Annotated in this window: 20 protein-coding genes, 1 tRNA gene and 1 pseudogene; 8 read left to right on the top strand and 14 right to left on the bottom strand. The window is 68.5% G+C overall.

Annotation, left to right across the window (positions count from 1 at the left end; genetic code table 11):
- Positions 1-2: 2 nt before the first annotated feature.
- Together GBA65_RS06670 and GBA65_RS06665 are read left to right on the top strand one after the other, a co-directional pair.
- Positions 3-1,412 (top strand): ammonium transporter, encoded by a 1,410-nt coding sequence (locus GBA65_RS06670; protein WP_456115079.1) that lies wholly within the window; start codon positions 3-5, stop codon positions 1,410-1,412.
- Positions 1,413-1,536: 124 nt separating this feature from the next.
- Positions 1,537-1,821, top strand: coding sequence for a PH domain-containing protein (locus GBA65_RS06665; protein ID WP_166395899.1), 285 nt, complete (start codon positions 1,537-1,539; stop codon positions 1,819-1,821).
- Positions 1,822-1,869: 48 nt separating this feature from the next.
- Here the strand turns inward: GBA65_RS06665 and GBA65_RS06660 are convergent, their stop codons facing one another.
- Positions 1,870-3,204 carry a helix-turn-helix transcriptional regulator gene (locus GBA65_RS06660; RefSeq protein WP_166395898.1) on the bottom strand — a complete coding sequence of 445 codons (1,335 nt, stop codon included), beginning with the start codon at positions 3,202-3,204 and terminating at the stop codon, positions 1,870-1,872.
- Positions 3,205-3,437: 233 nt separating this feature from the next.
- On the opposite strand from GBA65_RS06660, the gene GBA65_RS06655 reads away from it, so the two are divergent.
- The 3 genes from GBA65_RS06655 to GBA65_RS06645 all read left to right on the top strand — a co-directional run bounded on the left by GBA65_RS06655 (position 3,438) and on the right by GBA65_RS06645 (position 4,752).
- Complete coding sequence (locus GBA65_RS06655; protein ID WP_166395897.1) at positions 3,438-3,698, top strand: hypothetical protein; 261 nt, start codon at positions 3,438-3,440, stop codon at positions 3,696-3,698.
- Between the two features lie 498 nt (positions 3,699-4,196).
- Entirely contained in the window at positions 4,197-4,493 is a 297-nt protein-coding gene (locus GBA65_RS06650; RefSeq protein WP_166395896.1) for a hypothetical protein, read from the top strand.
- A 55-nt stretch (positions 4,494-4,548) separates the two neighbouring features.
- On the top strand, positions 4,549-4,752 hold the full coding sequence (locus GBA65_RS06645) for a hypothetical protein (RefSeq protein WP_166395895.1): 204 nt from the start codon (positions 4,549-4,551) through the stop codon (positions 4,750-4,752).
- Between the two features lie 35 nt (positions 4,753-4,787).
- Here GBA65_RS06645 and uvrB read toward each other — a convergent pair.
- A pseudogene (gene uvrB / locus GBA65_RS25800) lies at positions 4,788-6,717 on the bottom strand (excinuclease ABC subunit UvrB).
- Between the two features lie 401 nt (positions 6,718-7,118).
- On the opposite strand from uvrB, the gene GBA65_RS06635 reads away from it, so the two are divergent.
- The gene (locus GBA65_RS06635) at positions 7,119-7,442 is read left to right on the top strand and encodes a hypothetical protein (RefSeq protein WP_166395894.1); all 324 of its coding nucleotides are present in this window, start codon (positions 7,119-7,121) and stop codon (positions 7,440-7,442) included.
- A gap of 161 nt (positions 7,443-7,603) precedes the next feature.
- Positions 7,604-7,987 carry a calcium-binding protein gene (locus GBA65_RS06630; RefSeq protein WP_166395893.1) on the top strand — a complete coding sequence of 128 codons (384 nt, stop codon included), beginning with the start codon at positions 7,604-7,606 and terminating at the stop codon, positions 7,985-7,987.
- 238 nt (positions 7,988-8,225) lie between these two features.
- Here the strand turns inward: GBA65_RS06630 and GBA65_RS06625 are convergent, their stop codons facing one another.
- From GBA65_RS06625 to GBA65_RS06580, 10 genes are all read right to left on the bottom strand, one after another.
- Positions 8,226-8,837, bottom strand: a complete 612-nt coding sequence (locus tag GBA65_RS06625; RefSeq protein WP_228281915.1) for a lytic transglycosylase domain-containing protein — start codon at positions 8,835-8,837, stop codon at positions 8,226-8,228.
- Positions 8,809-9,417 (bottom strand): dephospho-CoA kinase, encoded by a 609-nt coding sequence (gene coaE, locus GBA65_RS06620; protein ID WP_166395891.1) that lies wholly within the window; start codon positions 9,415-9,417, stop codon positions 8,809-8,811. The genes GBA65_RS06625 and coaE overlap by 29 nt, the downstream gene beginning before the upstream one ends.
- A 38-nt stretch (positions 9,418-9,455) precedes the next feature.
- The gene (gene rpsA, locus GBA65_RS06615) at positions 9,456-10,814 is read right to left on the bottom strand and encodes a 30S ribosomal protein S1 (RefSeq protein ID WP_228281717.1); all 1,359 of its coding nucleotides are present in this window, start codon (positions 10,812-10,814) and stop codon (positions 9,456-9,458) included.
- Between the two features lie 95 nt (positions 10,815-10,909).
- Positions 10,910-13,417: a DNA polymerase I gene (locus GBA65_RS06610; RefSeq protein WP_166395890.1), complete on the bottom strand. Its 2,508-nt coding sequence runs from the start codon at positions 13,415-13,417 to the stop codon at positions 10,910-10,912.
- A 67-nt stretch (positions 13,418-13,484) separates the two neighbouring features.
- Positions 13,485-14,036, bottom strand: a complete 552-nt coding sequence (locus tag GBA65_RS06605; protein WP_166395889.1) for a hypothetical protein — start codon at positions 14,034-14,036, stop codon at positions 13,485-13,487.
- A 96-nt stretch (positions 14,037-14,132) separates the two neighbouring features.
- Entirely contained in the window at positions 14,133-14,840 is a 708-nt protein-coding gene (locus tag GBA65_RS06600; RefSeq protein WP_166395888.1) for an ABC transporter ATP-binding protein, read from the bottom strand.
- Between the two features lie 3 nt (positions 14,841-14,843).
- A complete protein-coding gene (locus GBA65_RS06595; protein ID WP_228281716.1) occupies positions 14,844-15,638 on the bottom strand; it encodes an ABC transporter ATP-binding protein in 795 nt (264 codons plus the stop codon).
- Positions 15,631-16,830, bottom strand: coding sequence for a branched-chain amino acid ABC transporter permease (locus tag GBA65_RS06590; protein ID WP_166395887.1), 1,200 nt, complete (start codon positions 16,828-16,830; stop codon positions 15,631-15,633). The genes GBA65_RS06595 and GBA65_RS06590 overlap by 8 nt, the downstream gene beginning before the upstream one ends.
- Positions 16,827-17,921 carry a branched-chain amino acid ABC transporter permease gene (locus GBA65_RS06585; protein WP_166395886.1) on the bottom strand — a complete coding sequence of 365 codons (1,095 nt, stop codon included), beginning with the start codon at positions 17,919-17,921 and terminating at the stop codon, positions 16,827-16,829. The genes GBA65_RS06590 and GBA65_RS06585 overlap by 4 nt, the downstream gene beginning before the upstream one ends.
- 78 nt (positions 17,922-17,999) lie before the next feature.
- Positions 18,000-19,274, bottom strand: a complete 1,275-nt coding sequence (locus GBA65_RS06580; RefSeq protein WP_166395885.1) for a branched-chain amino acid ABC transporter substrate-binding protein — start codon at positions 19,272-19,274, stop codon at positions 18,000-18,002.
- A 182-nt stretch (positions 19,275-19,456) separates the two neighbouring features.
- On the opposite strand from GBA65_RS06580, the gene GBA65_RS06575 reads away from it, so the two are divergent.
- Positions 19,457-19,542: transfer RNA gene (locus GBA65_RS06575), tRNA-Leu, on the top strand.
- Positions 19,543-19,568: 26 nt separating this feature from the next.
- On the opposite strand, the gene GBA65_RS06570 is transcribed toward GBA65_RS06575, so the two are convergent.
- The gene (locus GBA65_RS06570; protein ID WP_166395884.1) at positions 19,569-21,188 is read right to left on the bottom strand and encodes a glycosyltransferase family 39 protein; all 1,620 of its coding nucleotides are present in this window, start codon (positions 21,186-21,188) and stop codon (positions 19,569-19,571) included.
- A 285-nt stretch (positions 21,189-21,473) separates the two neighbouring features.
- Positions 21,474-22,082, bottom strand: a complete 609-nt coding sequence (lexA, locus tag GBA65_RS06565) for a transcriptional repressor LexA (RefSeq protein ID WP_166395883.1) — start codon at positions 22,080-22,082, stop codon at positions 21,474-21,476.
- Positions 22,083-22,167 lie beyond the last annotated feature (85 nt).

The following is a 22,167-nucleotide window of genomic DNA, read 5'->3' as shown; positions in this document are numbered from 1 at the left end:
TAATGCTCGTGGCGGCCGTGCCGGGGCTGGCGCTGGCGCAGGAAGAGGCGCCGCCGACGGTCGAAGAGATGGTCCTCGCGGTAGACACCCTATGGGTGATCGTGGCGGCGATGCTCGTCATCTTCATGCAGGCGGGCTTCGCGATGCTGGAGGTCGGGTTCTCGCGCATGAAGAACGTCGGTAGCGTGGTGGCCAAGATCCTGGCGATGATGGGCATAGGCATCGTCATGTTCTGGGCCATAGGCTTCGGCCTCACCTTCTCCGACGGCGGCGGCCTCAACCCGATCATCGGCACCGGGGGCTTCTTCCTCACCGGCGACGCCGAGACCTACGCGGGCCTCGCGTGGACGGCGGTCCCCGTCTCCGCCAAGTTCCTCTTCCAGGTCGCCTTCGCGCTCGTCTCGTTGGCCATCGTGTGGGGGACCATGCTCGAGCGGACCAAGTTCGCCGTCTACTGCATCTTCGCCGTGGTCTTCGCCGGGCTCATCTACCCGATCGTCGGGCACTGGATCTGGGGCGGCGGCTGGCTCGCGGGCTTCGGCATGCAGGACTTCGCGGGCTCCACGGTCGTCCACCTCTCGGGCGCCATGGCCGCCCTCGCCGGCACCCTTCTCCTCGGCCCCCGCATCGGCAAGTACGACGATGAGGGCCGCCCGCAGAGCATCGCCGGCCACAACATGCCGCTCGCGGTCCTCGGCGTCATCATCCTGTGGATCGGCTGGTTCGGCTTCAACCCCGGCTCCACGATGGCCGCCGTCGGCGCCTCCTTCGCCGACATCGCCCTGACGACCAACCTCGCGGCCGGCGCCGGCGTCCTCGGGGCCATGCTCATGAGCTACGCGTACCGCCGCCACGTCGACGTCGGGATGGCGGGCAACGGCGCGATCGCCGCCCTCGTCGCGATCACCGCCGCGTGCGCCTTCGTCGACCCCTGGGCCTCCATCGTCATAGGCTTCGTCGCCGGCATCATCATGTACTCCGTCCTCATCTTCGTGGACAGCATCGGCGTCGACGATCCCCTGGGCGCCATCGCCGCTCACGGCATGGGCGGCATCTGGGGCACCCTCTCCACCGGCCTCTTCGCCACCCCCGCCCTCGTCGAGTCGACCGGCGTCGGCAACCCGGGCCTCTTCTACGGCGGCGGCTTCGCCCAGCTCGGCGTGCAGGCCCTCGGCATCGTCGCCTGCGGCGGCTTCGTCTTCCTCGTCTCCTACGGCGTCTTCGCCGCCCTCAAGGCGACCATCGGCCTCCGCGTCAAGCCGGAGCAGGAGCTCGACGGCCTCGACATCTCCGAGCACGGCGTCTACGGCTACTCCGAGCAGCTTATCGCCACCGACTACCAGAACGGCAGCGGCGGCAGCAGCATCCCCGATCCGATAAACAGCAGGAGGACCGCGGGGGGCACGGCCTAGCGGTAAAAGTCCGTCCGGCGGGGCTCGTCCCCGCCGGACCGCATCCGAGGCCCCGGGGCGATCTCCGGGGCTTCCGGGCGTCTCGTCCGGTGCAGATCCCGAGCAACCTTGATAGAAAGCGGGCATGGAACAGAACAGACCCCTGGCGCAAGGCGCCGGAACCAACCTCGTCGTCAACGTCTACAACGACCGGGTGGAGTTCGTCTCCGGTTGGCAGGGCCAGACCGTCGTGGCGGTGGGGCTCAGGCAGGTGGTCGACGCCGCGGTGCGCGGCGTCATCAACGCCACCCTCACCGTCGAGACGAACGACGGGCGCCGGATCAACGTCGAACGCATGGCCCTCCCCGACGCCCGGCAGATCAAAGCCACCATCGAACGGCAGAAGAAGACCGCAGGGCTCTACGAGTAGGGCCCCGTTTGCCGGGGCGGGAAGCCGCGAGGAGGATAGCCGGCCGGGCTACACGAGGTCCCGGCGGCTCTTGAGGCCCATCTTTCTGAGGATGCTTGAGACGTGGTTCTTCGCGGTGTAGAGGCTTATGTAGAGCTCCGAGGAGATCTCCGCGTTGGTGTAGCGCCTGAGCATGAGCGCGAGGACCTCCCGCTCCTTGGGCGTCAGCCGGGCCTCGTCGGCGGCACCCGCGACGCGCTCCCTGGCCTCGTCGTCCGCGGTGGAGAGGAGCCAGACCTTCTCGCCGTCCTCGACGCGTCTCAGGGCCTCGGGGAGCTCCGAGCCGCCTATCCCTTTGTGGAGGTAGCCGTCGGCGCCGGCGAGGACGGCCGCCGCCACGTCCTCGGCCCCGGTGTGCGCGGTGAACAGCACGACGAGCGGGGGGCGGGACCTCCCCTTGATCTCGCGGCACGCCTCGACGCCGGAGTCCTCGCCCTCGAGCCTGAGGTCGAGCAGGACCAGGTCCGGCGCGAGCTCGTCGGCGAGCCGGACGGCGTCGCGGGCGGTCTGGGCCTCCCCCACCACCTCCATGCCCTCGGCCGCGTCGAGCAGGTACTTCACGCCGTAGCGCATCGCCGGGTGGTCGTCCACGAGGAGGATCCTCACCCGCCGAACCCCAGCTCGACGGTCGTCCCCGCGCCGGGGGCCGAGGAGATCCGCAGCTCCGCCCCGCCTCCTCGGCCCGGGAGCGCATGGAGTGTAAGCCGTAACCGTCCTTCGACGCCGCCGGATCGAAGCCGTGGCCGTCGTCCTGCAGGGCGAGCACGAAGCCGCCGGCTCCTCGACTCGTCCGGAGCCAGAGGTTGCGCGCCCCGAGTGCTTGGCGGCGTTCCACGCCGCCTCGACGAAGACGCGATGCGCCACGCGCAGCTCCTCGGGCGAGAGCTCCGAGAGCGGCGCGGCGAGGTCCAGGTGCGTCTCCATCCCGAAGCGGTCGCCGAACCGGCGGAGCTTCTCCCCGAAGAGAGCCGCCGGGTCCCCCGCGTGCCCCGAGAGGAGCCTGAGCTCGTCCATCGGCTTGGAGAGCTCGTGACCCGTCTCGCGGGAGGTCTCCAGCGCCTTCTCGAGCAGGTCGCGCACGGCCGCGCCGTCGCCTTTCTTCTCGGCGAGGGACGCGGCCTCGATCATCAGGGAGGTGCCATGTACGCCCTGCTTGACTGTGTCGTGCAGCTCGCGCATGATGCGCCCCCCCTCGGCCTGGCGCGCGAGCGCCTCCTGCCTCGCGGACTGGCGCCTGAGGGCGCGGTTGATGGCGAACATCCTCGCGCACGTGAGCACCGCGAGCACGACGCCCCGAGCAGCACGTACCGGGGCAGCCCTCCCTCGCGGCCCCCACAGCAGCAAGAACCCGTACTGGAGGAGGGCGAGAGCGGCCCGAACCAGAACAGCGCGATCCCGTACCCGCCGACGTGCTCGGCCGGTCGCACCCTCTCCCCGCCCCACGAGAGGGCCGCGTAGGCGAGCACCATGACGCCCGCCGACCAGAGCATCTCCGCGGCCCCCGGCTCGTACGCCCCCGCGCCCGCGTCCACAAATACGCCCCGTTCGCCGCGAGCAGCAGCAGGAGCCCCCCGGACATGACGACCACGAACGGGGGCCGTCTCACGGAGAGGAGCGCCGCGAGGCCCAGGAAGAGGAGGCCCAGGTCCAGGACCGGCCGCGCCAGCCGGGCGAGGACCGAGACCCCGTCGAGCCCGGTCCCCGAGCCGAGGACGAAGTACCAGACGATGAGGCCCGAGGTGAGCATCACGGCGATGGTGTCGAGCGCGGCGACGGAGACCATCTCCTTGCGCAGGGTGCTCATCAGCCACAGGAGCACGGCGAAAAACAGCGCGTAGGAGAGCGCGTGGACCGCGACCTGGAAGGCCTCCGCAGGCCCCAGCCCGAACGCCCTCGTCCCCACCCACGCCACGTCCGTCACGAGACGCAGGGCCACCGCGGCGGCGAACAGCAGCCAGGGCCGCCGCTCGGTCCCTCCGCCCCGCGTGAGGGCCAGGTAGAGCATCGACCCCGCGAAGACCTCCGCGGCCCACGAGGCGCCCAGCGTGGCGAGGGCGCGCGCTTCGGTCCCCTGCGGGGAGAGCACGGCCAGGGTCGCCGGAAGGCCCCAGGCCACCAGCGCGAGCAGCAACAGGCGCCCTCCGAAGAGGTTTCGCACCCCATCCGCGCTCGCCGATCCGGCAGCTAGACCGGCCCCTTTACCCATGGCCCATCCTAGCACGCCCGCGCTCGCCCCTTCACCGCCCGCGACGCCGCCCTGGCAACACAACACCGGCGTTTCGCCGCGGGCCGCAGCAGGTAAGTAACCGGGGTATCGAGCGAGCGAGGAGGACCGGATGGCAGATCCGGACGTCACCATGAAAGGCATCCTCGGGGTCAACGACACCGCCCCCCCGAGCGAGGCGACGGGCTACTACCTGGACCACGTCGCCATAGAGGTGGACATGTCCGAGGTACAGGGCCTGGACCGGAGCCTCGAAGGACTCCCGATCAACGTCGAGGGCCACTTCGAGGTGCGCGAGGACCAGAACCCCGACTCCCCCGTCCGCTGGGTCTTCAAGGCCCACCGGGCCTACCAGGAGGTCGGGGGCGGCGGCGGGGGCATGTCGTCCGCCCCGCCGCCCAGCACGTAAGGAAGCACATCGACGGCCGGGCTCTACGGCCCGGTGCGACGCAGATTGGAGAGGGATGAGCGAAGAGCGACCGCAGCACACCCAGGAGCCGGCCGAGGGCGCGGACGAGGACGTCGAGGCCAGGGGCGCCGAGAAGGCCACCGAGACCGATGGGGACACGGGAGGGGCGCCCTCCACGCGGCACACCGAAGAGCCGGCAGAGGGCAGCGACGAGAGCGTGGACGAGCCCGGCGCCGAACGTTCGGGAGGGAGCGGCTAGAAGAAGCTACGGGGGAGGGGCGCCCCTCCCCCGGGCTAAGAAGCCACCTCTTGTAGCTGCCTCTCAAGGTCCTTGATCTCGTCCCGGAGCTTCGCGGCGTACTCGAACTTGAGGTCCTCGGCCGCCTGCATCATCTCGGCCTCGAGGTCGGCGATGAGGGTGCGGAGCTCGTCCGGGTCGCGCGGCGCCTCGCGCGCGGCGCCCTTCTTCTTGTCCGTCCTGTAGAGGCCCTTCGCCTCGGCGGCGATGAGGATGTCGGAGACGCCCTTGCTGATCGTCCTCGGCTCGATGCCGTTGCGCTCGTTGTAGGCCTGCTGTATCTCCCGGCGGCGCTCCGTCTCGCCGATGGCCGCCTTCATGGAGTCCGTCATTCTGTCGGCGTACATGAGGACGCGGCCCTTCACGTTGCGGGCGGCGCGGCCTATCGTCTGGATCAGGGCGCGCTCCCCGCGCAGGAAGCCCTCCTTGTCCGCGTCGAGGATCGCGACGAGCGTGACCTCCGGCAGGTCGAGCCCCTCCCGGAGCAGGTTGATGCCGACGAGCACGTCGAACTCGCCCGTCCGTAGCCCCCGGATAATCTGGATCCGGTCCAGCGTCTCTATGTTGGCGTGCATGTAGCGCGCCTTGACGTTGTGCTCCAGGAGGTAGTCCGTCAGGTCCTCGGCCATCTTGATGGTCAGGGTGGTGACCAGCACCCGCTCGCCGTGCTCGACGCGCACCGCGACCTCGTTGAGGAGGTCGTCGATCTGGTTCTTTGTCGGCCGGACCTCGACCTCCGGGTCGACGAGGCCGGTCGGGCGAATGATCTGCTCGACGATCTGCTCGGAGTGCTCCAGCTCCCACGGCCCCGGCGTCGCCGAGACGCAGACCATCTGGTTCGTCTTGAGCAGGAACTCCTCGAACTTCAGCGGCCGGTTGTCCAGCGCCGACGGCAGCCGGAAGCCGAAGTCCACGAGCGTCGTCTTGCGGCTGCGGTCGCCCTTGTACATCCCCCCGATCTGCGAAAGCGTGATGTGCGACTCGTCCACGAACGTCACGTAGTCGTCCGGGAAGTAGTCCAGCAGCGTGAACGGCGTCGAGCCCGGGGCCCGCCCGTCCATGTGCCGCGAGTAGTTCTCGATCCCGCTCGTGTACCCGAGCTCCCGGATCATCTCCAGGTCGTAGAGGGTGCGCTGCCTCAGGCGGTACGCCTCCAGCACCTTCCCGTCCCGCTCGAGCTCCGCGTACCGCTCGTCGAGCTCCGACTCGATGTTCTGGATCGCGACCTGCAGCCGATCCTCGTTCGTGACGAAGTGGCTCGCGGGATAGACCGCGAGGACCTTCTGCTCCCTCAAGACCTCGCCGGTGAGGGGGTCGACCTCCGCGATCCCCTCGACCTCGTCCCGAAGAAGGAGACCCGGTAGACCGTGTCCTGGTACGCCGGGTGCACCTCCAGCACGTCGCCGCGCACCCGGAAGGTGCCGCGCGCGAGCTGGTAGTCGTTCCTCGTGTACTGGATCTTGACGAGCCCCGCAGGATGTCGTCGAGGTCGTAGAAGCCGCCCTCCTCCAGGAGCACCATCTTGTCCCGGTACTCCTCGGGCGATCCGAGGCCGTAGATCGCGGAGACGCTGGCCACCACGATCACGTCGCGCCGCGTGAACAGGCTGCTCGTCGTCGAGTGCCTGAGGCGGTCTATGTCCTCGTTGATCTGGGCGTCCTTCTCGATGAAGGTGTCCGTCCGGGGGACGTAGGCCTCGGGCTGGTAGTAGTCGTAGTACGAGACGAAGTACTCGACGGCGTTGTTCGGGAAGAACTCGGCGAACTCGTTAGCGAGCTGCGCCGCAAGAGTCTTGTTGTGCGCGATCACGAGCGCCGGCCGCCCGATCTGCTCGATGGTCTTCGCCATCGTGTAGGTCTTGCCGCTCCCCGTGACCCCGAGCAGCGTCTGGGCCTTCATCCCGCTCTCCAGGCCCGAGGACAGCATCTCGATGGCCCGCGGCTGGTCGCCGGTCGGCCTGTACTCGCTGTTTACCTTGAAGCTATTCTGCGTCGAGTTCTCCACGCGCAAACACCTGTGCCTTCTCCGGATACCCCGCCCGCGCGGGAGAGACCGCCCTCCCCCACCGTTCGAGTATACGACAGAGCCCGTCCCTTTCATCGGGGAAGCGCGAGGGGCGCCGCTGACGACGGAGCCCGCCGCCGGTACCCGTGGGCCGGCGGTGCGTCGACCCCTCACTTTTGAGCCACTCAAACGCAGGACAGATTGCTCAGGAAGATTTGACGCAAACGGATCGTTCCTACGCCGCCGCTTCTTTGTAGGTTGCTAGCAGACCAGAGGGGCGCCGAAAAAGGTGCGGGTGCCCTGCGAGCAGAAGGAGGAAGGCAATGAGAAAGCTCATGATGTTGGCGGCGGTGTTGGCGATGATGCTGGCGACGGCAGTCCCGGCGTTTGCCCAGGACGCCACGATCGAGGGCGACGACGAGAGCGTAACCGAGGAGATCTTCCTCTTTGCCGGCGACAACAGCCAGGTCGCGCTCAACGACTCCTCGCAGTCCCTCGACCAGACGGTCTTCCAGTACAACAACCCCGTGGTCAACATCGACGGCGACGACAACGAAGTGGCCCAGGGCGGCAACGGCGTGAGCGCCGAGCAGGAGCAGTTCAACGCGAACGTGCTCTTCGGCGGCTTCAACCTGCTGTTCTGGTAGGCATCTAGCCCGCGCGACCCGGCCGCGGTTCCCCGGACCGCGGCCGGGTCGCGACGCGGGCCCGGCTCCCCGACGGGGCTCCGGTCCACCGAAGTAGCGCCGAACGGACGGATTCTCGAAGGTCCCCGGCGCCAGATAACCCGAAGAGAAAGGGACGCGGCATGAGGAAGATGGTTCTGCTGGTGGCGTCGATGGGGGCCTTGCTGGTCCTGACGGCCGGCCTGGCCCTGGCGGTCACGAAGAGCGGCGGCAGCGGCAACGACACCCTGCGGGGCACCGACGGGCGCGACGTCCTCTCCGGCGGCTCCGGCTCCGACGTCCTCCGCGGCCTCGGCGGGGGCGACGTCCTCTCCGGTGGCTCCGGCTCCGACGACATCTTCGGCGGCTCCGGTCGCGACAACATCTCCGGCGGCTCCGGCAACGACTTCATCAGCGACGGGAACGACGGTCGGAGGGACGTCATCGACTGCGGCTCCGGCTTCGACACGGTCCGCGCCGACGGCGTAGACGACCTCGACGACTGCGAGAGGGTCACCAGAAGGTAAGACGCCTCCTACTCGAGGCGAGCGAGGGCCGAGACCTCCAATGGTCCCGGCCCTCCCTCGTCGCGTTCTCGCGCCGAGTGGCGTAGCCCGGCGGGAGAGCCGCGCCGAGCGCCTTGCCCGTCGACATCGGTAGACAAAGGTTTGCAGGGCCCGTTCGGAGCGTAACCGGCCTTCGCCCCCGCCTCGCGCGAGATGCAGGCGCATGTCGGCGGGACGAGCCGTCCCTTCGGTTGCGGGGCTACCGGGCGTCCCGGTCGAGGTTGCTGCCGTAGATCTCGGCGTAGGTGTCGCGGGCCTCCGCCGCGTTCGTCACGTAATCCCGGGTCTCCTCGAACGGTATCCCCTCGGGGAGGCTACGCCCTTCGGCGAGCCAGGAGTCCACCTGCCCCTCGCCGGAGTTGTACGCCGCGAGCGCGAGCGCCTCGTTCCCGTCGTACCGGCCAAGAAGGTAGCTCAGGTACCACGCGCCCATCCTGACGTTGGTCCCCGGGTCCCGGTAGTCGCCGGTTATGCCGCTCCTCTCGGAGATGAACGTAGCGGTCTGCGGCAGCACCTGCATGAGCCCGTAGGCCCCCTGCGAGGACCGGACGTCGGGGTCGTAGCGGCTCTCCACGTAGATCACGCCGGCGACGAACGCGGGTTCCAGGCCGTTCTCCGCCGCCGCCGCGCGTATCTGGTCCTCGTACCTCAGGGGATGCAGGGCCCTCTGCACGACGTCGGGGACGCGCAGGACGACCGGCACGGCGAGGAGCAGGATCGCGAGGAGGATCAGCCACGGCGCCAGGCGGCGGCGGCGCTCGCGCGAGCGCCCGTAGTAACGCTTACCCTTCTTCGCCCTCGCGCCGACCATTCCCACCCCGAAACCTCTCGAAGAGCCCCTCCGCCTGTCCCCTGAGTTTATCGAGGTCCCCGTCGTTTTCCACCACCACGTCGGCCCGACGGGCCTTCTCCTCCTGCGGGAGCTGGCGCGCCTCTATCGCCCGGCGCTGGTCCTCGCCCATCCCCCGCTCCGCCGCCCACGCCCTGCGCCTCTCCTCCGGCGCCGTGACCGCGACGGTGAGGTCGAACTGCCCGCTCCGCTCCCCCTCGAAGAGGAGCGGTATCTCCGCGACGAAGACCTCCGCGTCCGACGCCGAGACCCTGCGATCCGTCTCCTCCCGCACGAGGGGGTGCAGGATATCTTCGAGGTCCTTGAGGGCCTCGGGGTCCCCGAACACGACCCCGGCGAGCGCCCGGCGGTCGATGCCCCCCTCCTCGCCGCGCACCCCGTCGCCGAAGCGGCCGGCGATGCGCCGGATGGTCTTCTCGTCGCCGAGGAGAAGGTCGTGGACGAGCGCGTCGGCGGAGACCGTCTCGGCCCCGAGCTCCCCGAGAATGCGGACGAAGGTACTCTTACCACAGGCGAGGGGGCCGGTGACCGCGATGGTCACCGGCCCCCTCTTGGGCTCGCTATTCGTTGCTGCCGAGGCTACTCGCGATCCCCGAGGTCGAGGTCGGAGAGCTTGTCGAAGGCGCCGGTCCTGAGGCCGTCGCCGACCCGGTCCTGCCTGTCGCGACCGCCCCGGTCGCGGTCGCGGCCGCCCCGGTCACGGTCGCCACCACGCGGCTCGAAGTCGCGGCGGAAGCGGTCCTCGCGGCGCGGACGCTCCGGACGGTCGCCGCGCGGCTCCTCGCCGCGGTCAGCCCGCTCCGGGCGGTCGGCCCGCTCCTCGCGCTCCTCCTTCTTCGGGCGGAGGGAGAGGGAGAGGCGGCGGCGCTTCGCGTCCACGTCGATGATGCGGGCGTCGACCTCGTCGCCGGAGCGCACGATCTCGTCCGGCGTCTCCACGTGGTGCTCGGCGAGCTCGGAGATGTGGATGAGGCCCTCGACCCCCTCGGCCACCTCGACGAAGGCGCCGAAGGAGACCAGCTTGGTGACGCGGCCCTGGATCTGCTCGCCGACGTTGACGCGCTCGACGATCTCCTGCCACGGGTCCTTGCGGGTCTGCTTGAGGCCCAGGGAGATCCGCTCGCGGTCGCGATCGACCTCCAGCACCTTGACCTTGACCTTCTCGCCGACCTCGACGACCTCGGAGGGGTGGTCGACGTGGTTCCAGGAGAGCTCCGAGATGTGGATGAGGCCGTCGATCCCCTCGAGGTCGACGAACGCGCCGAAGTCCACGAGGTTCGAGACCGTCCCCTCGACGATGTCGCCCTCCTGGAGCTCCGTGAGGATGCGGTGACGCTCCTCCTTGCGCTCCTCCTCCAGGACCGCCCTGCGGCTCAAGACCACGTTGTTGCGGCTCCGGTTGAGCTCGATGACCTTGCACTCGAGCTTCTGGCCGAGGAAGGCGTCCAGGTTGCGGACGCGGCGGATGTCCACGAGGCTCGCCGGGAGGAAGCCGCGGAGGCCGATGTCCAGGATCAGACCGCCCTTGACGACCTCGATGACCGGACCCTCGACGGTGCGCTGCTCGGAGTGAGCCTCCTCGATGCGCTTCCACGCCTTCTCGAAGGCCGCCCGCTTGGCCGAGAGGATGAGGCGCCCGTCGGCGTCCTCCTTCTGCAAGACCAACGCCTCGACGTGCTGCCCGAGCTCGACGATGTCGTGCGGGTCGGCGCCCTTGCGGATGGAGAGCTCGTTGGAAGGTATGAGCCCCTCGGACTTGTACCCGATATCCACGAGGACCTCGTCCTTGTCTATGCGGACGACGTCACCCTCGACGATGTCGCCGTCCTTGAAATCGATGAGGACGGCCTCGTCGACGGGAACTATCTCCCCGTTCTCTTCTTTGAAGAAGTCCCTCATCGTCAGCGTGCGGGACACGTTCTCGGTGGTGTTAGCCATGTAGCAGTTGCTTTCCTTCTCTTTGCTTACAAAAGTTATTATACAGGTTTCGAGAGGGTGACAATCCCCCGCGGCGACCGGAACTTACACCGCGCTCACCTCACGGCCCAAGGCTCGACCCTCCCCCAGCGATCCCCCACCTTCACCTCTACCTCGAGCGGCGGGTGCAGGTCGTACGCCGCGACCATCCTCTCGGCCGCCAGGGCCGCAACCTCGTCGACGGTCTCCTCCTCCACGTCGAAGACGAGCTCGTCGTGGACCTGCATGAGCATGTCCGCGCCCAGGGAGCGGAGCCTCGGCTGCAGGTCGATCATCGCGACCTTGATGATGTCCGCCGCCGTCCCCTGAACCCGCGCGTTGAAAGCCACCCTCTCGCCGAGCTTGCGGACGTTCTTGTTGGGGTTCTTGAGCTCGGGCACGTAACGCCTCCGGCCGAAGAGCGTCGTCGAGTAACCCGTCTCCTCGGCCTCGGCGATCGTGCCCTCCATAAGCTCCGTGACCCTCGGGTAGCGCTCGAGGTAGCGCTTGATGTACCGCTCGGCCTCGGCCGGGTGGACGTTCCCGAGCCGCGAGGCGAGCCCGAAGCCCGAGATCCCGTAGAGAATCCCGAAGTTGACCATCTTAGCCCGGCGCCTCAGCTCCGGCGTCACGCTCTCGAGGCGCACGTCGAAGACCTCGGAGGCCGTGCGGGTGTGGACGTCCTCGCCCGTGGTGAACGACTGGACGAGCGCCGGCTCCCCGGTCATGTGCGCGAGGATCCTGAGCTCGATCTGCGAGTAGTCCGCGACGACGAGCCTGCGCCCGGGAGAGGACGTGAACGCGTCCCGGATGCGCGCGCCGAGCTCCGTCCGAATGGGGATGTTCTGGAGGTTCGGCGAGTCGCTGGAGATGCGCCCGGTCGCCGTCGTGGTCTGGTTCAGGCGCGTGTGGATGCGGCCGTCTTCGCGGATGAGACCGACGAGACCGTCGATGTACGTGCCCTTGAGCTTCGCCAGCTCGCGGTAGGTGACTATCTTCTCCGCGATGGTGAAGCCCTGGTTCGCAAGCTGCTGCAGGACCTTGGCGTCGGTCGAGTAGCCGGTCTTCGTCTTGCGGGTCGGGGGGATGCTCATCTCCTCGAAGAGGACCTCCCCGAGCTGCTTCGGCGAGCCGATGTTGAACGGGTGGCCGACCTCCTCGTAGATCTTGGCCTGGAGCTCCTCGATCCTGCCCTCTATCTCCTCCCCGACCTCCTCGAGGGTCGAGACGTCGACGGGCATCCCGATCTCCTCCATCTCCCCGAGGACGTCCGCGAGCGGGAGCTCCACGTCGTAGTAGAGCTGCGAGAGGCCCATCTCCCTGAGCTCCTCGTCGAGCTTCGGCGAGAGGGCGCGTATCTGCGCCGCCTTCCGGGCCGCCTCGCGCACCCCGAGATCCTCGTGCTCGACGTCCACCTCCGCGAGGCCCCGGGGTCCGGCGAGGGAGTCCAGGTCGTAGCTCCCCAGGCCGGGCTTGACGAGGTAGCCGGCGAGGTAGGTGTCGAAGGCCGCGCCCCTGACCCCGAGCCCCTTCGCGTCGTGGACGCGCAGCGTGCCGTCGGGGAGCCCGTCCACGAGGCGTACCTCATCGTCCTCCACGGCCACGCACCATCGCCCGTCCCCGACGGGCGCCGCCGCGGCCGGCTCGAAGGAGAGCTCCGCCGGCCCCTCGGTGACGCGGACCTCGAGCCTCTCGGTGGGGGGCAGCTCCTCGCCGCCGGCCACGGGTAGGCCGTTGAGGCGGGGCTCCAGGCTCCGGAACTCGTAGCGCCGGAAGACGTCGCGGACCTCGGGCTTTATACCCTCGAAGCGCAGGGCCTCGGCGTCGAACTCGGCCGGCGCGTCGAAGCGCATCCGGGCCAGGGAGAGCGAGACGAACGCGAGGTCGCGCCCATCCTCGAGCTTGGCGCGCGTCCCCTTCGCCTTCACGGAGTCGAGGTTCTCGTAGAGGTTCTCGACCGTGCCGAACTGTTGGAGGAGGTTCGCGGCCCCCTTCGGCCCGATGCCCCTCACGCCGGGGATGTTGTCCGAGGAGTCGCCGACGAGGGCCTTGTAGTCCGGGATCTGCTCCGGCCTCACCCCGTATTCCTCGACGACCTCGTCGCTGCCGTACTCCTTCGTCTCGGAGACGCCGCGGGTCGTGCGCAGGACCTTGACCTTGCCGTCGACGAGCTGCATGGCGTCCTGGTCGCCGGTCACTATGAGGAGCTTCTCGACCTCGTCGGGGACGCGCCTGGAGAGGGTGGCGAGGACGTCGTCGGCCTCGAAGCCCTCGGCCCGGACCGCCGGGATGTTCATCGCCGCGAGGATCTCGTCGAGGTGGGTAAGCTGGACCTTGAGCTCCTCGGGCATCGAGGAGCGCTGGGCCTTGTACTCCGGGTATACCTCCAGCCGGAACTGGGGCTTGCCGCTGTCCCAAACGACGCCGATGCCGGCGTTCTCGTCTTCGCCCAGGATCTTCAGGATCATGCTCGTGAAGCCGTAGAGGGCGTTCGTCGGCAACCCGGAAGAAGTGGATATGCTCTGCGGCAAGGCGTAGAACGCCCTGTAGAGCAGAGAGAAACCGTCGATAAGGTAGACGCGCATTCTTCCGTAGTATACCCGAGTCTCGCCGGGCTACCGTGCCCGAAAACACGCCCGCCGCCGGACGATCCTACCCCCTGTTCGCGTCTCCCGGCGAGCGGCGGAGGTCGTGCTCTTCGATGAGCGGGGCGGCGGCCCGGTTCACCTCGCCCTTCTGCACGTCGAGGGCGTCGAGGAGCTCTATGAGGCGCCCCTTGAGCTCGCGGGTGCGGGCGGCGTGCTCGTCCAGGAGGTCGGAGGCGACGCGGGCGAGCTCGCGGGCCGTCTCCTCCTCGTCGAGGTCGGCGGCGGCGAAGCGGCGGGCGGCCTTCTCGCGGCGGCGCCCGACCCGGTCGAGCTCGCGGGAGTTTCTCCCGTAGCTCTTCTCCATCTCCCTGAGCCTCTCGTCGTCCCCGCCGCGCGTCGCGGCGTTAAGCTGGCCCAGCAGGGAGACGCCGCGGCCCTGGAGCCTGCTCAGCTCGGCGTCGAACCCCGCGAGCTCGGCCTTCGTCTCGTCCCGACGCCGGAGCCTCTCGCGGAACTCCTCGTGCAGCTCGTTGCAGCGCGCCTTGTAGACCTCGGCCTCGCGCTGGATCTCGGCCGCCATCTGGTCGGCCAGCGTGCTGCGTTTGAAAAGCGGCATCCGTCTACACCTCCCCTCGCCGCGGAGCGTCTCCGCATCGTGCTTGCACGATGATAGCGCGGACGGGCCGCTTTGAGAACCGCGGGGGCTCGACGCCTAGATCTCCCCGAGGTAAGCCTCCCGGACCTTCGGGTCCTGGCGGAGCTTCTCCGCCGGGGCGGAGTTGACGACCGTGCCGGTCTCCAGGACGTAGCCGCGCGTCGCGATCTCCAGGGCCACGTTCGCGTTCTGCTCGACGAGCAGGATCGTCGTCCCCTGCTCGTTTATCTCCCGGATAATCTGGAAGATCCGCTCGACGAGCACGGGCGCCAGGCCCATCGAGGGCTCGTCGAGGAGGAGGAGCTTCGGGCGGCTCATGAGGGCGCGGCCGATGGCGAGCATCTGCTGCTCGCCGCCGGACATCGTTCCGGCCTCCTGCTTTATGCGCTCTTTCAGGCGCGGGAAGAGGTCGAAGACGCGCTCCATGTCCTCGCGGATGTCGTCCGTGCGGTGGTAGGCGCCCATCTCCAGGTTCTCGCGGACGGTCATGCGCGAGAAGATCTTGCGCCCCTCCGGGCTCTGGGCGATCCCGCGGGAGATCATGTCGTGAGCCGGCGTCCCCTGTATCTCCTCGCCGTCGAAGATGACCTTGCCCTCCTTGGGCGGCAGGACGCCGTGGATGCTCCTAAGCGTCGTCGTCTTGCCGGCCCCGTTGGAGCCGATGAGGGTGACGACCTCGCCCTCCTCCACCACGAGGGAGACGCCCCGGAGGGCCTGGATGTGGCCGTAGAAGCTGTGGATGTTCTCTACTTCGAGTAGCGGCATGCCTTAACCCGTTCTAGCCGTGCCGAGGTAGGCCTCGATGACCCGCTCGTCCTGGCGTACCTCGGTCGGGGTCCCTTCGGAGATCTTCTCGCCGTGGTCGAGGACCGTCACCCGGTCCGAGATGCTCATCACGACCCGCATCTCGTGCTCGATGAGCAGCACGGAGAGCCCCCGCTCCTGCCTCAGGCGCCCGATCAGCTCCGTGAGGCGCGCGGTCTCCTGCGGGTTCATCCCCGCCGTCGGCTCGTCGAGGAGGAGGAGCTTCGGGTCGGAGGCGAGCGCCCGGGCTATCTCCAGCCTGCGCTGGTCGCCGTAGGGGAGGTTCTTGGCGAAGGTCTCCCGTCCTCTCAAGCCGACGAAGTCGAGGAGGGCGTGGGCCTTCTCGCGGGCCTCCTTCTCCTCCCGCCTCACGCCGGGCATCTTGAGGACGGCGCCAAGGATGCTGCCCTTGAGCCGGACGTGCATCCCGGCGAGCACGTTGTCCACCGCGCTCATGGTGCCGAAGAGCCGGATGTTCTGGAAGGTGCGCCCGAGGCCCATCTGGGCGCGCTGGTGCGGCTTCATCTTCGTTATGTCGCGGCCCGTGAGGACGAAGCGCCCCCGGGTCGGCGTGTAGAGGCCGCTGACCATGTTGAAGAACGTCGTCTTGCCCGCCCCGTTCGGGCCGATGAGGCTCACGATCGCGCGCTCCGGGATGTCGAAGTCGACGGCGTTGACCGCCAGGAGGCCGCCGAACGCCTTCGTGATGCCGCGCGCCTCGAGGACGTTCGCCACGCTACCGCCGTTCTCTTCAGGCACGGACCGTACCTCCCAACGCGTCGCCGCCCGCGTCGCTGTCGTCGTGCAGCTCCTCCTGGCGCTGGCGGTTCGGGATGATCCCCTCGGGTCTCAACAGCATCATCAGGACGAGGATGATGCCGAAGATAAAGAAGTTGTACTTCGGGATGTCGGCGCCCGCGAGGAGCGGGCTCCCGAGGGACTCGCCGATGGCGTGGACCCAGTCGTTGATCTGGGGCAGGAGGTAGAAGTTGATGCCCTGGAGCGCGATGGCGCCCAGGATCACGCCGTAGATGTTCCCCATGCCGCCCAGGATCACCATGCAAAGGACGAGGATCGAGATGTTGAACGAGAAGCTCGTCGGGAAGATGCTCTTGATGAACGCCCCGTAGAAAGCCCCCGCCACCCCGCCGAACATCGCCCCGAGGGCGTACGCCCAGAGCTTCGTCGTGACCGGGTTGATGCCCATGGCGGCCGCGGCCGTCTCGTCCTCGCGCACGGAGACCCACGCCCGGCCGAGCCGGGAGTCCCTCAGACGGATGTTGACGTAGACCGTGATCAGGACGAGCAGGAGGATCGTGTAGTACCACGGGTTCAGGTCCAGCGTCCCGAACCGCTGCCACGTGCTCAGCGAGTCCGGCAGGATCGAGATGCCGGGCGAGTCGATGGACTTGATGCCGATGGTCCCGTTCGTGAGGTTGAAGCCGCCGAGGTTGTCCCCGTTCTGGAAGAAGCGCGGGATGATCTCGCCGAACCCCAGCGTGACGATCGCGAGGTAGTCCCCCCTCAGCCTCAGCGTCGGGGCGCCGATGATGATGCCGCACAGCGCCGTGAACGCCCCCGCGACGATCAGGAGGATCCAGAACGAGATGTGTATCCCCGCCGGGGAGCCCCCGCTGATGCTCCTGGCCGTGGAGAGGAAGGAGATGCTGACCTGGTTGAAGTGGCCCGAGGCGAACCAGCCGACGACGTAGGCCCCGAGGGCGTAGAACGCCACGAACCCGAGGTCCAGAAGACCGGCGAAGCCGATCACGATGTTCAGGCCGAGCGCGAGCATGACGTAGACCGCGATCACGATGACCGGGAACATCAGCCCCAGCCCGAGGCCGTCGTCGAGGAACGGGAACAGGAGGGCCAGCGCTATGAGGAGCGCCGGGAGCCCGAACCTCTTCAGCGGCGAAGCACCCCTACCGGTGGCGTTGGCGGCGCTCATGCGCGATCGCTCCCGCCGCCCTGCGTCGCGGAGCGATCGCCGAGGAGGCCGGTAGGCCGGAAGACCAGGACGAGGACCAGGACCGCGAAGATCACGATCGCCGTCCACCTCACCCCGATGTACTGGTCGGCCATCGAGCCGATGACCCCGATGAGGAGCCCGCCGACGACGGCCCCGCTCAGGTTGCCGATGCCGCCGAGGACCGCCGCCGTGAAGGCGTAGAGCCCCTGGGTGAAGCCGACGTTGAAGACCGTGATCCCGTTGAAGAGGCCGTACATCACGCCGGAGGCCCCGGCCAGGATGCCGCCGAGGAGGAAGGTGATGGAGATCGTGCGGTTCACGTTGATCCCGACCATCGCCGCGGCCTCCTTGTCTTGCGCGACGGCCCGCATCGCCTTGCCCTGCTTGGTGTTCTTTATAAAGTACGAGAGCCCGAGGAGGAGCGGTACCGTCACGGCGATGACGAAGACGTCCTTCCAGCGGAACACGATCGTATCCCCGGGCAGCGCGTTGGCGCTGGAGATGAGGTCCGGGAACGGGACCTGGGCGGGGCCCTTCCACACGAGCCCGAGGTTCTGCAAGATAAACGACATGCCTATCGCCGTAATGAGGACCGCCAGGCGCGGCGAGTTCCTCAAGGGCTTGTAGGCGATGCGCTCGATGCCGACGTTGATCGCGCCGCACGCCGCCATCGCGACGACGAGGGCTATAAGCACCCCGGCGATCTTGAGGGCGGCCCCCGAGTCGCCGCTTATGGGCGAGAAGAGCCCGAGGCCGAAGAGCGTGCCCGAGAGCACGGTCAGGCCGACGAACGAGCCGATCATGAAGTTGTCGCCGTGGGCGAAGTTGATGAGCTCCACGATCCCGTAGACGAGCGTGTAGCCCAGGGCTATGAGGGCGATGATCGCCCCGTTCGTGAGCCCGATGAGGAGCTGCGAGGTGAACTGCCCCGGGTCGCGCACCCCCTGCACGAGCAACAGCACAATCAGGACCGCGACCACGGCCACCGCCGCTCGCGACTGCCAGCTCGAGGATCTGATGCCCTCTAGCAGGGCCCCCGAGCGATTCTTGGTCGCTTCACCGGTAGTCATCTGAATACCCTTCCAGGAGAGGGGGACCGGCCGTCGATCTGCACCGGTCCCCCCCTCTTCGTCCTTAGGTTGCTCTGCCTACTCTACCGAGGCGACCGTGTCGGAGACGTCGAGCGTGCGGTCCAGCGTGAACTGGCCGTCCTCGACCCTCTGGATGGAGAGCTCCGTGAGGGTCGTGTCGCCGTCCTCGTCGAAGCTCCACTCGCCCAGCACGCCCTCGTAGTCCTCCGTCGCGAAGATCTCGCGCAGGACCCCCTCGCGGGTGACGTCGCCGTCGGCCTCGTAGGCCCGCTCGATGGCGTCGAGCATGACGTTGGCGGCCTCGTAGGCGTAGGCGGTGTAGGGCTGGATGTCCTCGTTGTACTGGGCCTCGAAGTTCTCGACGAACTCCTGCCCCTCGTCGGAGAGCTCTTCCTCGGGCAGGCCGCCGAAGGTGACGTAGATGCCCTCCGCGGCGTCGCCCGCCTGGTTGAGGAGCTCGTCGACGAAGATGCCGTCCGGCCCGATGAACGCGACGTCGTCGTTGGACATCCCGGCCCCGACCTTGTCCTTCAGAAGCTGGCCGGCGTTGTTCTCGATGATGCCGCCGAAGTAGATGGCGTCGGGCTGCTCCTGCGCGATTCTCTCCATCAGCGAGCGGTAGTTGGAGGCGGAGCCGTCGATGCCGTCGCGCCCGAGGACCTCGATGCCGAGCTCCTCCGCGGTCCTCTCGAACTGGTCGGCGAGGCCCTGACCGTAGGTCTCGCGGTCGTCGAGGATGTAGACGGACTCGAAGCCTTCTTCGTCCATGAGGGTCGCGCCCGCCGCGCCCTGCTTGTCGTCGGCGATGATCACGCGGGTGTAGTTGCGCTCGCCCGTCGGGTAGTACCGCTCCGGCTCCCCGGGCTCACCCCCGGGCTTCGTCAGGCCGATGGCGGTGTTCGCCGGCGAGATCATTCCGAGCCCCGCCTCGTTGAGGATCGGGATCTCCACGGCCGCGCAACCGGAGTTGAACGGGCCGATCCAACCGACCACCTCGTCGCGCTGCGCGACGCTCTGCGCGTTCTCGGCGCACTTGGCCTCGTCCCACTGGCCGGCCTGCGCCGTCGCGTCGTCGAGCGACTCGTACTCGACCGTCACTTCCCCGGCCATCCCGTCCCGCTCCTCGAGCGCGAGCCGTATGGCGTTGACCATGGTCTCCGTCTGGGCGCGGTTCGCCCCCTGAAGCGGAAAGTCGCTCACGATGGTCGCCGTCGGGCCCTCGGCTGCGCCGCCCTGACCCTCGCCGCCACCGCCGCCCCCGCAGCCCGCGACCGTCAGGGCCGAAGCAACCCCCAGCGCCGCAAGCATTCCTACCTTACGTATCCCCTTCACCCTGCCTCCTTCTAAGGGCCCGCCACCAGGGCCACCGGACGTATCGCCCCGACCGGCCGCAACGAGCCGACCCGGATCGCGAAGAGTTTCTATCGGAGCGAAATTATTGCGCCGCCGCATCTTACAGTCAAATGCACGGCCCCGGTATGGCCCATGGTACAATCATCGGCGTCTTTCCCCGCGCCGGAGTGGCGGAATGGTAGACGCGACGGACTCAAAATCCGTTGAGGGCAACCTCGTGTGGGTTCGAGTCCCACCTCCGGTACCACCTTTACCTACGAGGGATCGGGGCCTTCACTTCCTCGCCTGCTCCCCGGGCGCCGCCAAACGTTCCGCCGCGCCCTCCGGCTCCGAAACCTCGTAGAGCACCGCCTCCCCGTCCCCGCCCGCGACGCGTTCGAGGGAGGGTTCTCGCTCCGCCCGGCGTATGACCTCCCGGCCGTCCGCGCCGTCTTCGGCGTACTCCTCCGGGTGGACCATCACGTAGTCGACGCCGAGGCGGCGCATCTCGTCGAGGCTTCTGGCGTCCGGGAAGGAGTTCAGGATGCTGCGCCTCTGCCAGTACTCCTCCGGCATGTAGCTCGCGAAGCCGTTCACGAGGCGCCAGAAGCCGTGGGTGGAGCGGTACATCCGGGGCGTCTCCCGGAAGGGATCCGCGGGCGACGCGAACGGCACCTCGACCACCACGGCGTCCTCCCCGGCTCTCCCGGCGAGGTACGCGTAGGCGGGCTCGGGGGCCGGGGGGCCACGGTCCAAGTAGCGGTCGAGCGGGAGGGCAGGGGCGAACTCCAGGGCCGCGACGAAGGAGACGGCGGCGAGGACGGCGGGCGCGCGGCGGCCCCCGAGCCTTTCCAGGATCTCCCGGAGGCCCAGGGCCGCGAGGACCGCGACGCAGAGCATCACGATCGCCCACATCCTCGCCGGGACGCGGAGGCTGCCGAAGCCGGGGACGTACTCGTAGAGCAGCCGGTAGGGCAGGGAGACGACGGAGCCGCCCAGGGTCGTCAGCGGTCCCCACGAGAGGACGAAGAAGGCGACGCCGAGCGCCGCGTAGAGGGCCTCCGTCCGGGAGACGGAGCGCCGGAGCAGGGCGTACGCGGCGAGCAGGGACGCCGCGAGGCCGGGGTAGAGCATGAGCTCGTAGGCCGGCTTGCCCTCCTCGGCGGTGATGCCGAAGGCCTCCGGCGTCCAGCCCAGGAGCAGGCTCTGCGGCGGGGAGGTCAGGAGGGCCGCGGGCTCGAAGGAGTAGTAGGCCACGTTCGCGATGTCCCACGCGTGGCCCGCCTGCGCGCTGCGGGCGAGGTAGGGCCAGAGGAGGGCGGCCAGCAGGGCCGCGGCGAGGCCGAAGACGGGGACGCCATATAGGAGGTCGCGCACCTTCGGCGTCTCGCGGTTGAGCAGGGACCACAGGACGAAGAAGAGCACCGCCATCAGGGCCGCGAACGCGCCGTAATAGAGGCCCGAGAGGGCGTTCAAGGAGAGGAAGAACGCGACAAGCAGGAGATCCCGGGGACGGCGGCCGTCCTCCAGGTAGCGGTGCATGAACAGCAGGATCAGGGGCAGCCAGTTCGTGGTCATGGTGTTGAGCTGCGAGACGTGGGCGAGCTTGTAGGGGCAGAAGGCGTAGAGCGCCCCCGCGAAGAGGGCGGCCTGCGCCGCGTACGGCCTGCCCGGGAGGAGCCTGCGGACGAGCAGATAGGTCGCGTAGCCGGAGAGCACGTAGGTGAGGAGCATGACGACGTTGAAGCCCAGGAGGGCGTTGCCGGTGAGGAGGAAGAAGGGAGCGGCGAGGAGGGCGCTCGTGAGCAGGAGGTCGGTGTGGGCGAGGGCGTCGGGGTGGGATGGAGGATGTTCGCGCCGTACAGCGTCGCGGGCTCGGAGATCAGGGCGTGGGAGATCCAGGCCATGCTCCAAACCATCACCGCCGGGTCCCCGACCCGTTCACCCGGTCGAGGTTCAGGACCAGGGGGTACGTGAAGACCGCCGCCAGGACGCCGTACAAGAGGAGCACCAGCAGGTGCCCGCCCGTTCGCCCCGCGGCGCGAGCGGTTCGTGTTTTTCGCCCGGACGTCGCGTACATCGAATACAACCCCAGATTCCGGCCCTCGCGCGGGGCCGACCGCCGGCACAGAACGACCCGGCGATTGTAGCCGAACCTCGACCGGGTTCGCGGCCCCGTACGGACGACCTACGGAAGGTCTACTTGCGGGGGGGATGGACCACCAGCACGACACGCCCCTGCACGCGCACCTCGTCGGCCGGTACGAGTATGTCCTCGTGGTCTCCGTTTCTCGGCTTGAGCCTCACCGTCTCCCCCTCCCGGTAGAGCCTCTTGACGGTAACCTCGTCGCCGCCCCTCAGCAGGGCCACGACCACGTCCCCGTCGGACGGCTCCTCGTCCTCCTCCACGAGCAGCATGTCGCCGTCCTCTATCCTCGCCCCGACCATGCTGTCGCCGACGGATCTCAGGAGGTAGCGCCGCTTCCCGTTGCCGGTGACGAGCAGCTCCGAGGGGAGGGAGTAGGCCTCGTCCTCGGTCGGTACGGCTTCGAGGCCCCGACCCGCCGCTATCCGGCCGAGCAGGGGCACCTTCCCCACCGCCTCCCAACCCTTCGCCGTGATCCGCACGGGCCGGCGCTTGCGGCTCGGGGCCTCGCCCCGCTCGACGTACCCGTCCTTCTCGAGCGCCAGGAGGTGATGGTGGACGGTCTGGCTGCTCTTGAGGCCGACGGCATGACCGATCTCCCTCTCCGCCGGCACGCCCCCGCCCTCCCGCGACGCCCGGGCGAGGACCTCCAGTATCTTCAACCTCCGTGGATGTAAGACCTCGTCCACCCCAGAACCTCTCGTCGCAGACTCTACAGGTTGCTCGCCCCTGAGTCAAACAATTGCT

The organism is Rubrobacter marinus, from assembly GCF_011492965.1.
GTDB classification, from domain to species: domain Bacteria; phylum Actinomycetota; class Rubrobacteria; order Rubrobacterales; family Rubrobacteraceae; genus Rubrobacter_F; species Rubrobacter_F marinus.
The sequence above is the reverse complement of the archived record's forward strand: the minus strand, read 5'-3'. Positions and strand labels throughout refer to the sequence as shown.

Coding starts and splice junctions, on each gene's coding strand:
- GBA65_RS06600 (WP_166395888.1), bottom strand. CDS start 14,840: ATGCCGCTACTCGAAGTAGAGAACATCCACAGCTTCTACGGCCACATC.
- GBA65_RS06655 (WP_166395897.1), top strand. CDS start 3,438: ATGACGACCACGAACGGGGGCCGTCTCACGGAGAGGAGCGCCGCGAGG.
- GBA65_RS06645 (WP_166395895.1), top strand. CDS start 4,549: ATGAGCGAAGAGCGACCGCAGCACACCCAGGAGCCGGCCGAGGGCGCG.
- rpsA (WP_228281717.1), bottom strand. CDS start 10,814: ATGGCTAACACCACCGAGAACGTGTCCCGCACGCTGACGATGAGGGAC.
- GBA65_RS06605 (WP_166395889.1), bottom strand. CDS start 14,036: ATGCCGCTTTTCAAACGCAGCACGCTGGCCGACCAGATGGCGGCCGAG.
- GBA65_RS06650 (WP_166395896.1), top strand. CDS start 4,197: ATGGCAGATCCGGACGTCACCATGAAAGGCATCCTCGGGGTCAACGAC.
- GBA65_RS06670 (WP_456115079.1), top strand. CDS start 3: ATGCTCGTGGCGGCCGTGCCGGGGCTGGCGCTGGCGCAGGAAGAGGCG.
- GBA65_RS06590 (WP_166395887.1), bottom strand. CDS start 16,830: ATGAGCGCCGCCAACGCCACCGGTAGGGGTGCTTCGCCGCTGAAGAGG.
- GBA65_RS06630 (WP_166395893.1), top strand. CDS start 7,604: ATGAGGAAGATGGTTCTGCTGGTGGCGTCGATGGGGGCCTTGCTGGTC.
- GBA65_RS06610 (WP_166395890.1), bottom strand. CDS start 13,417: ATGCGCGTCTACCTTATCGACGGTTTCTCTCTGCTCTACAGGGCGTTC.
- GBA65_RS06635 (WP_166395894.1), top strand. CDS start 7,119: ATGAGAAAGCTCATGATGTTGGCGGCGGTGTTGGCGATGATGCTGGCG.
- GBA65_RS06665 (WP_166395899.1), top strand. CDS start 1,537: ATGGAACAGAACAGACCCCTGGCGCAAGGCGCCGGAACCAACCTCGTC.
- GBA65_RS06625 (WP_228281915.1), bottom strand. CDS start 8,837: ATGGTCGGCGCGAGGGCGAAGAAGGGTAAGCGTTACTACGGGCGCTCG.
- GBA65_RS06585 (WP_166395886.1), bottom strand. CDS start 17,921: ATGACTACCGGTGAAGCGACCAAGAATCGCTCGGGGGCCCTGCTAGAG.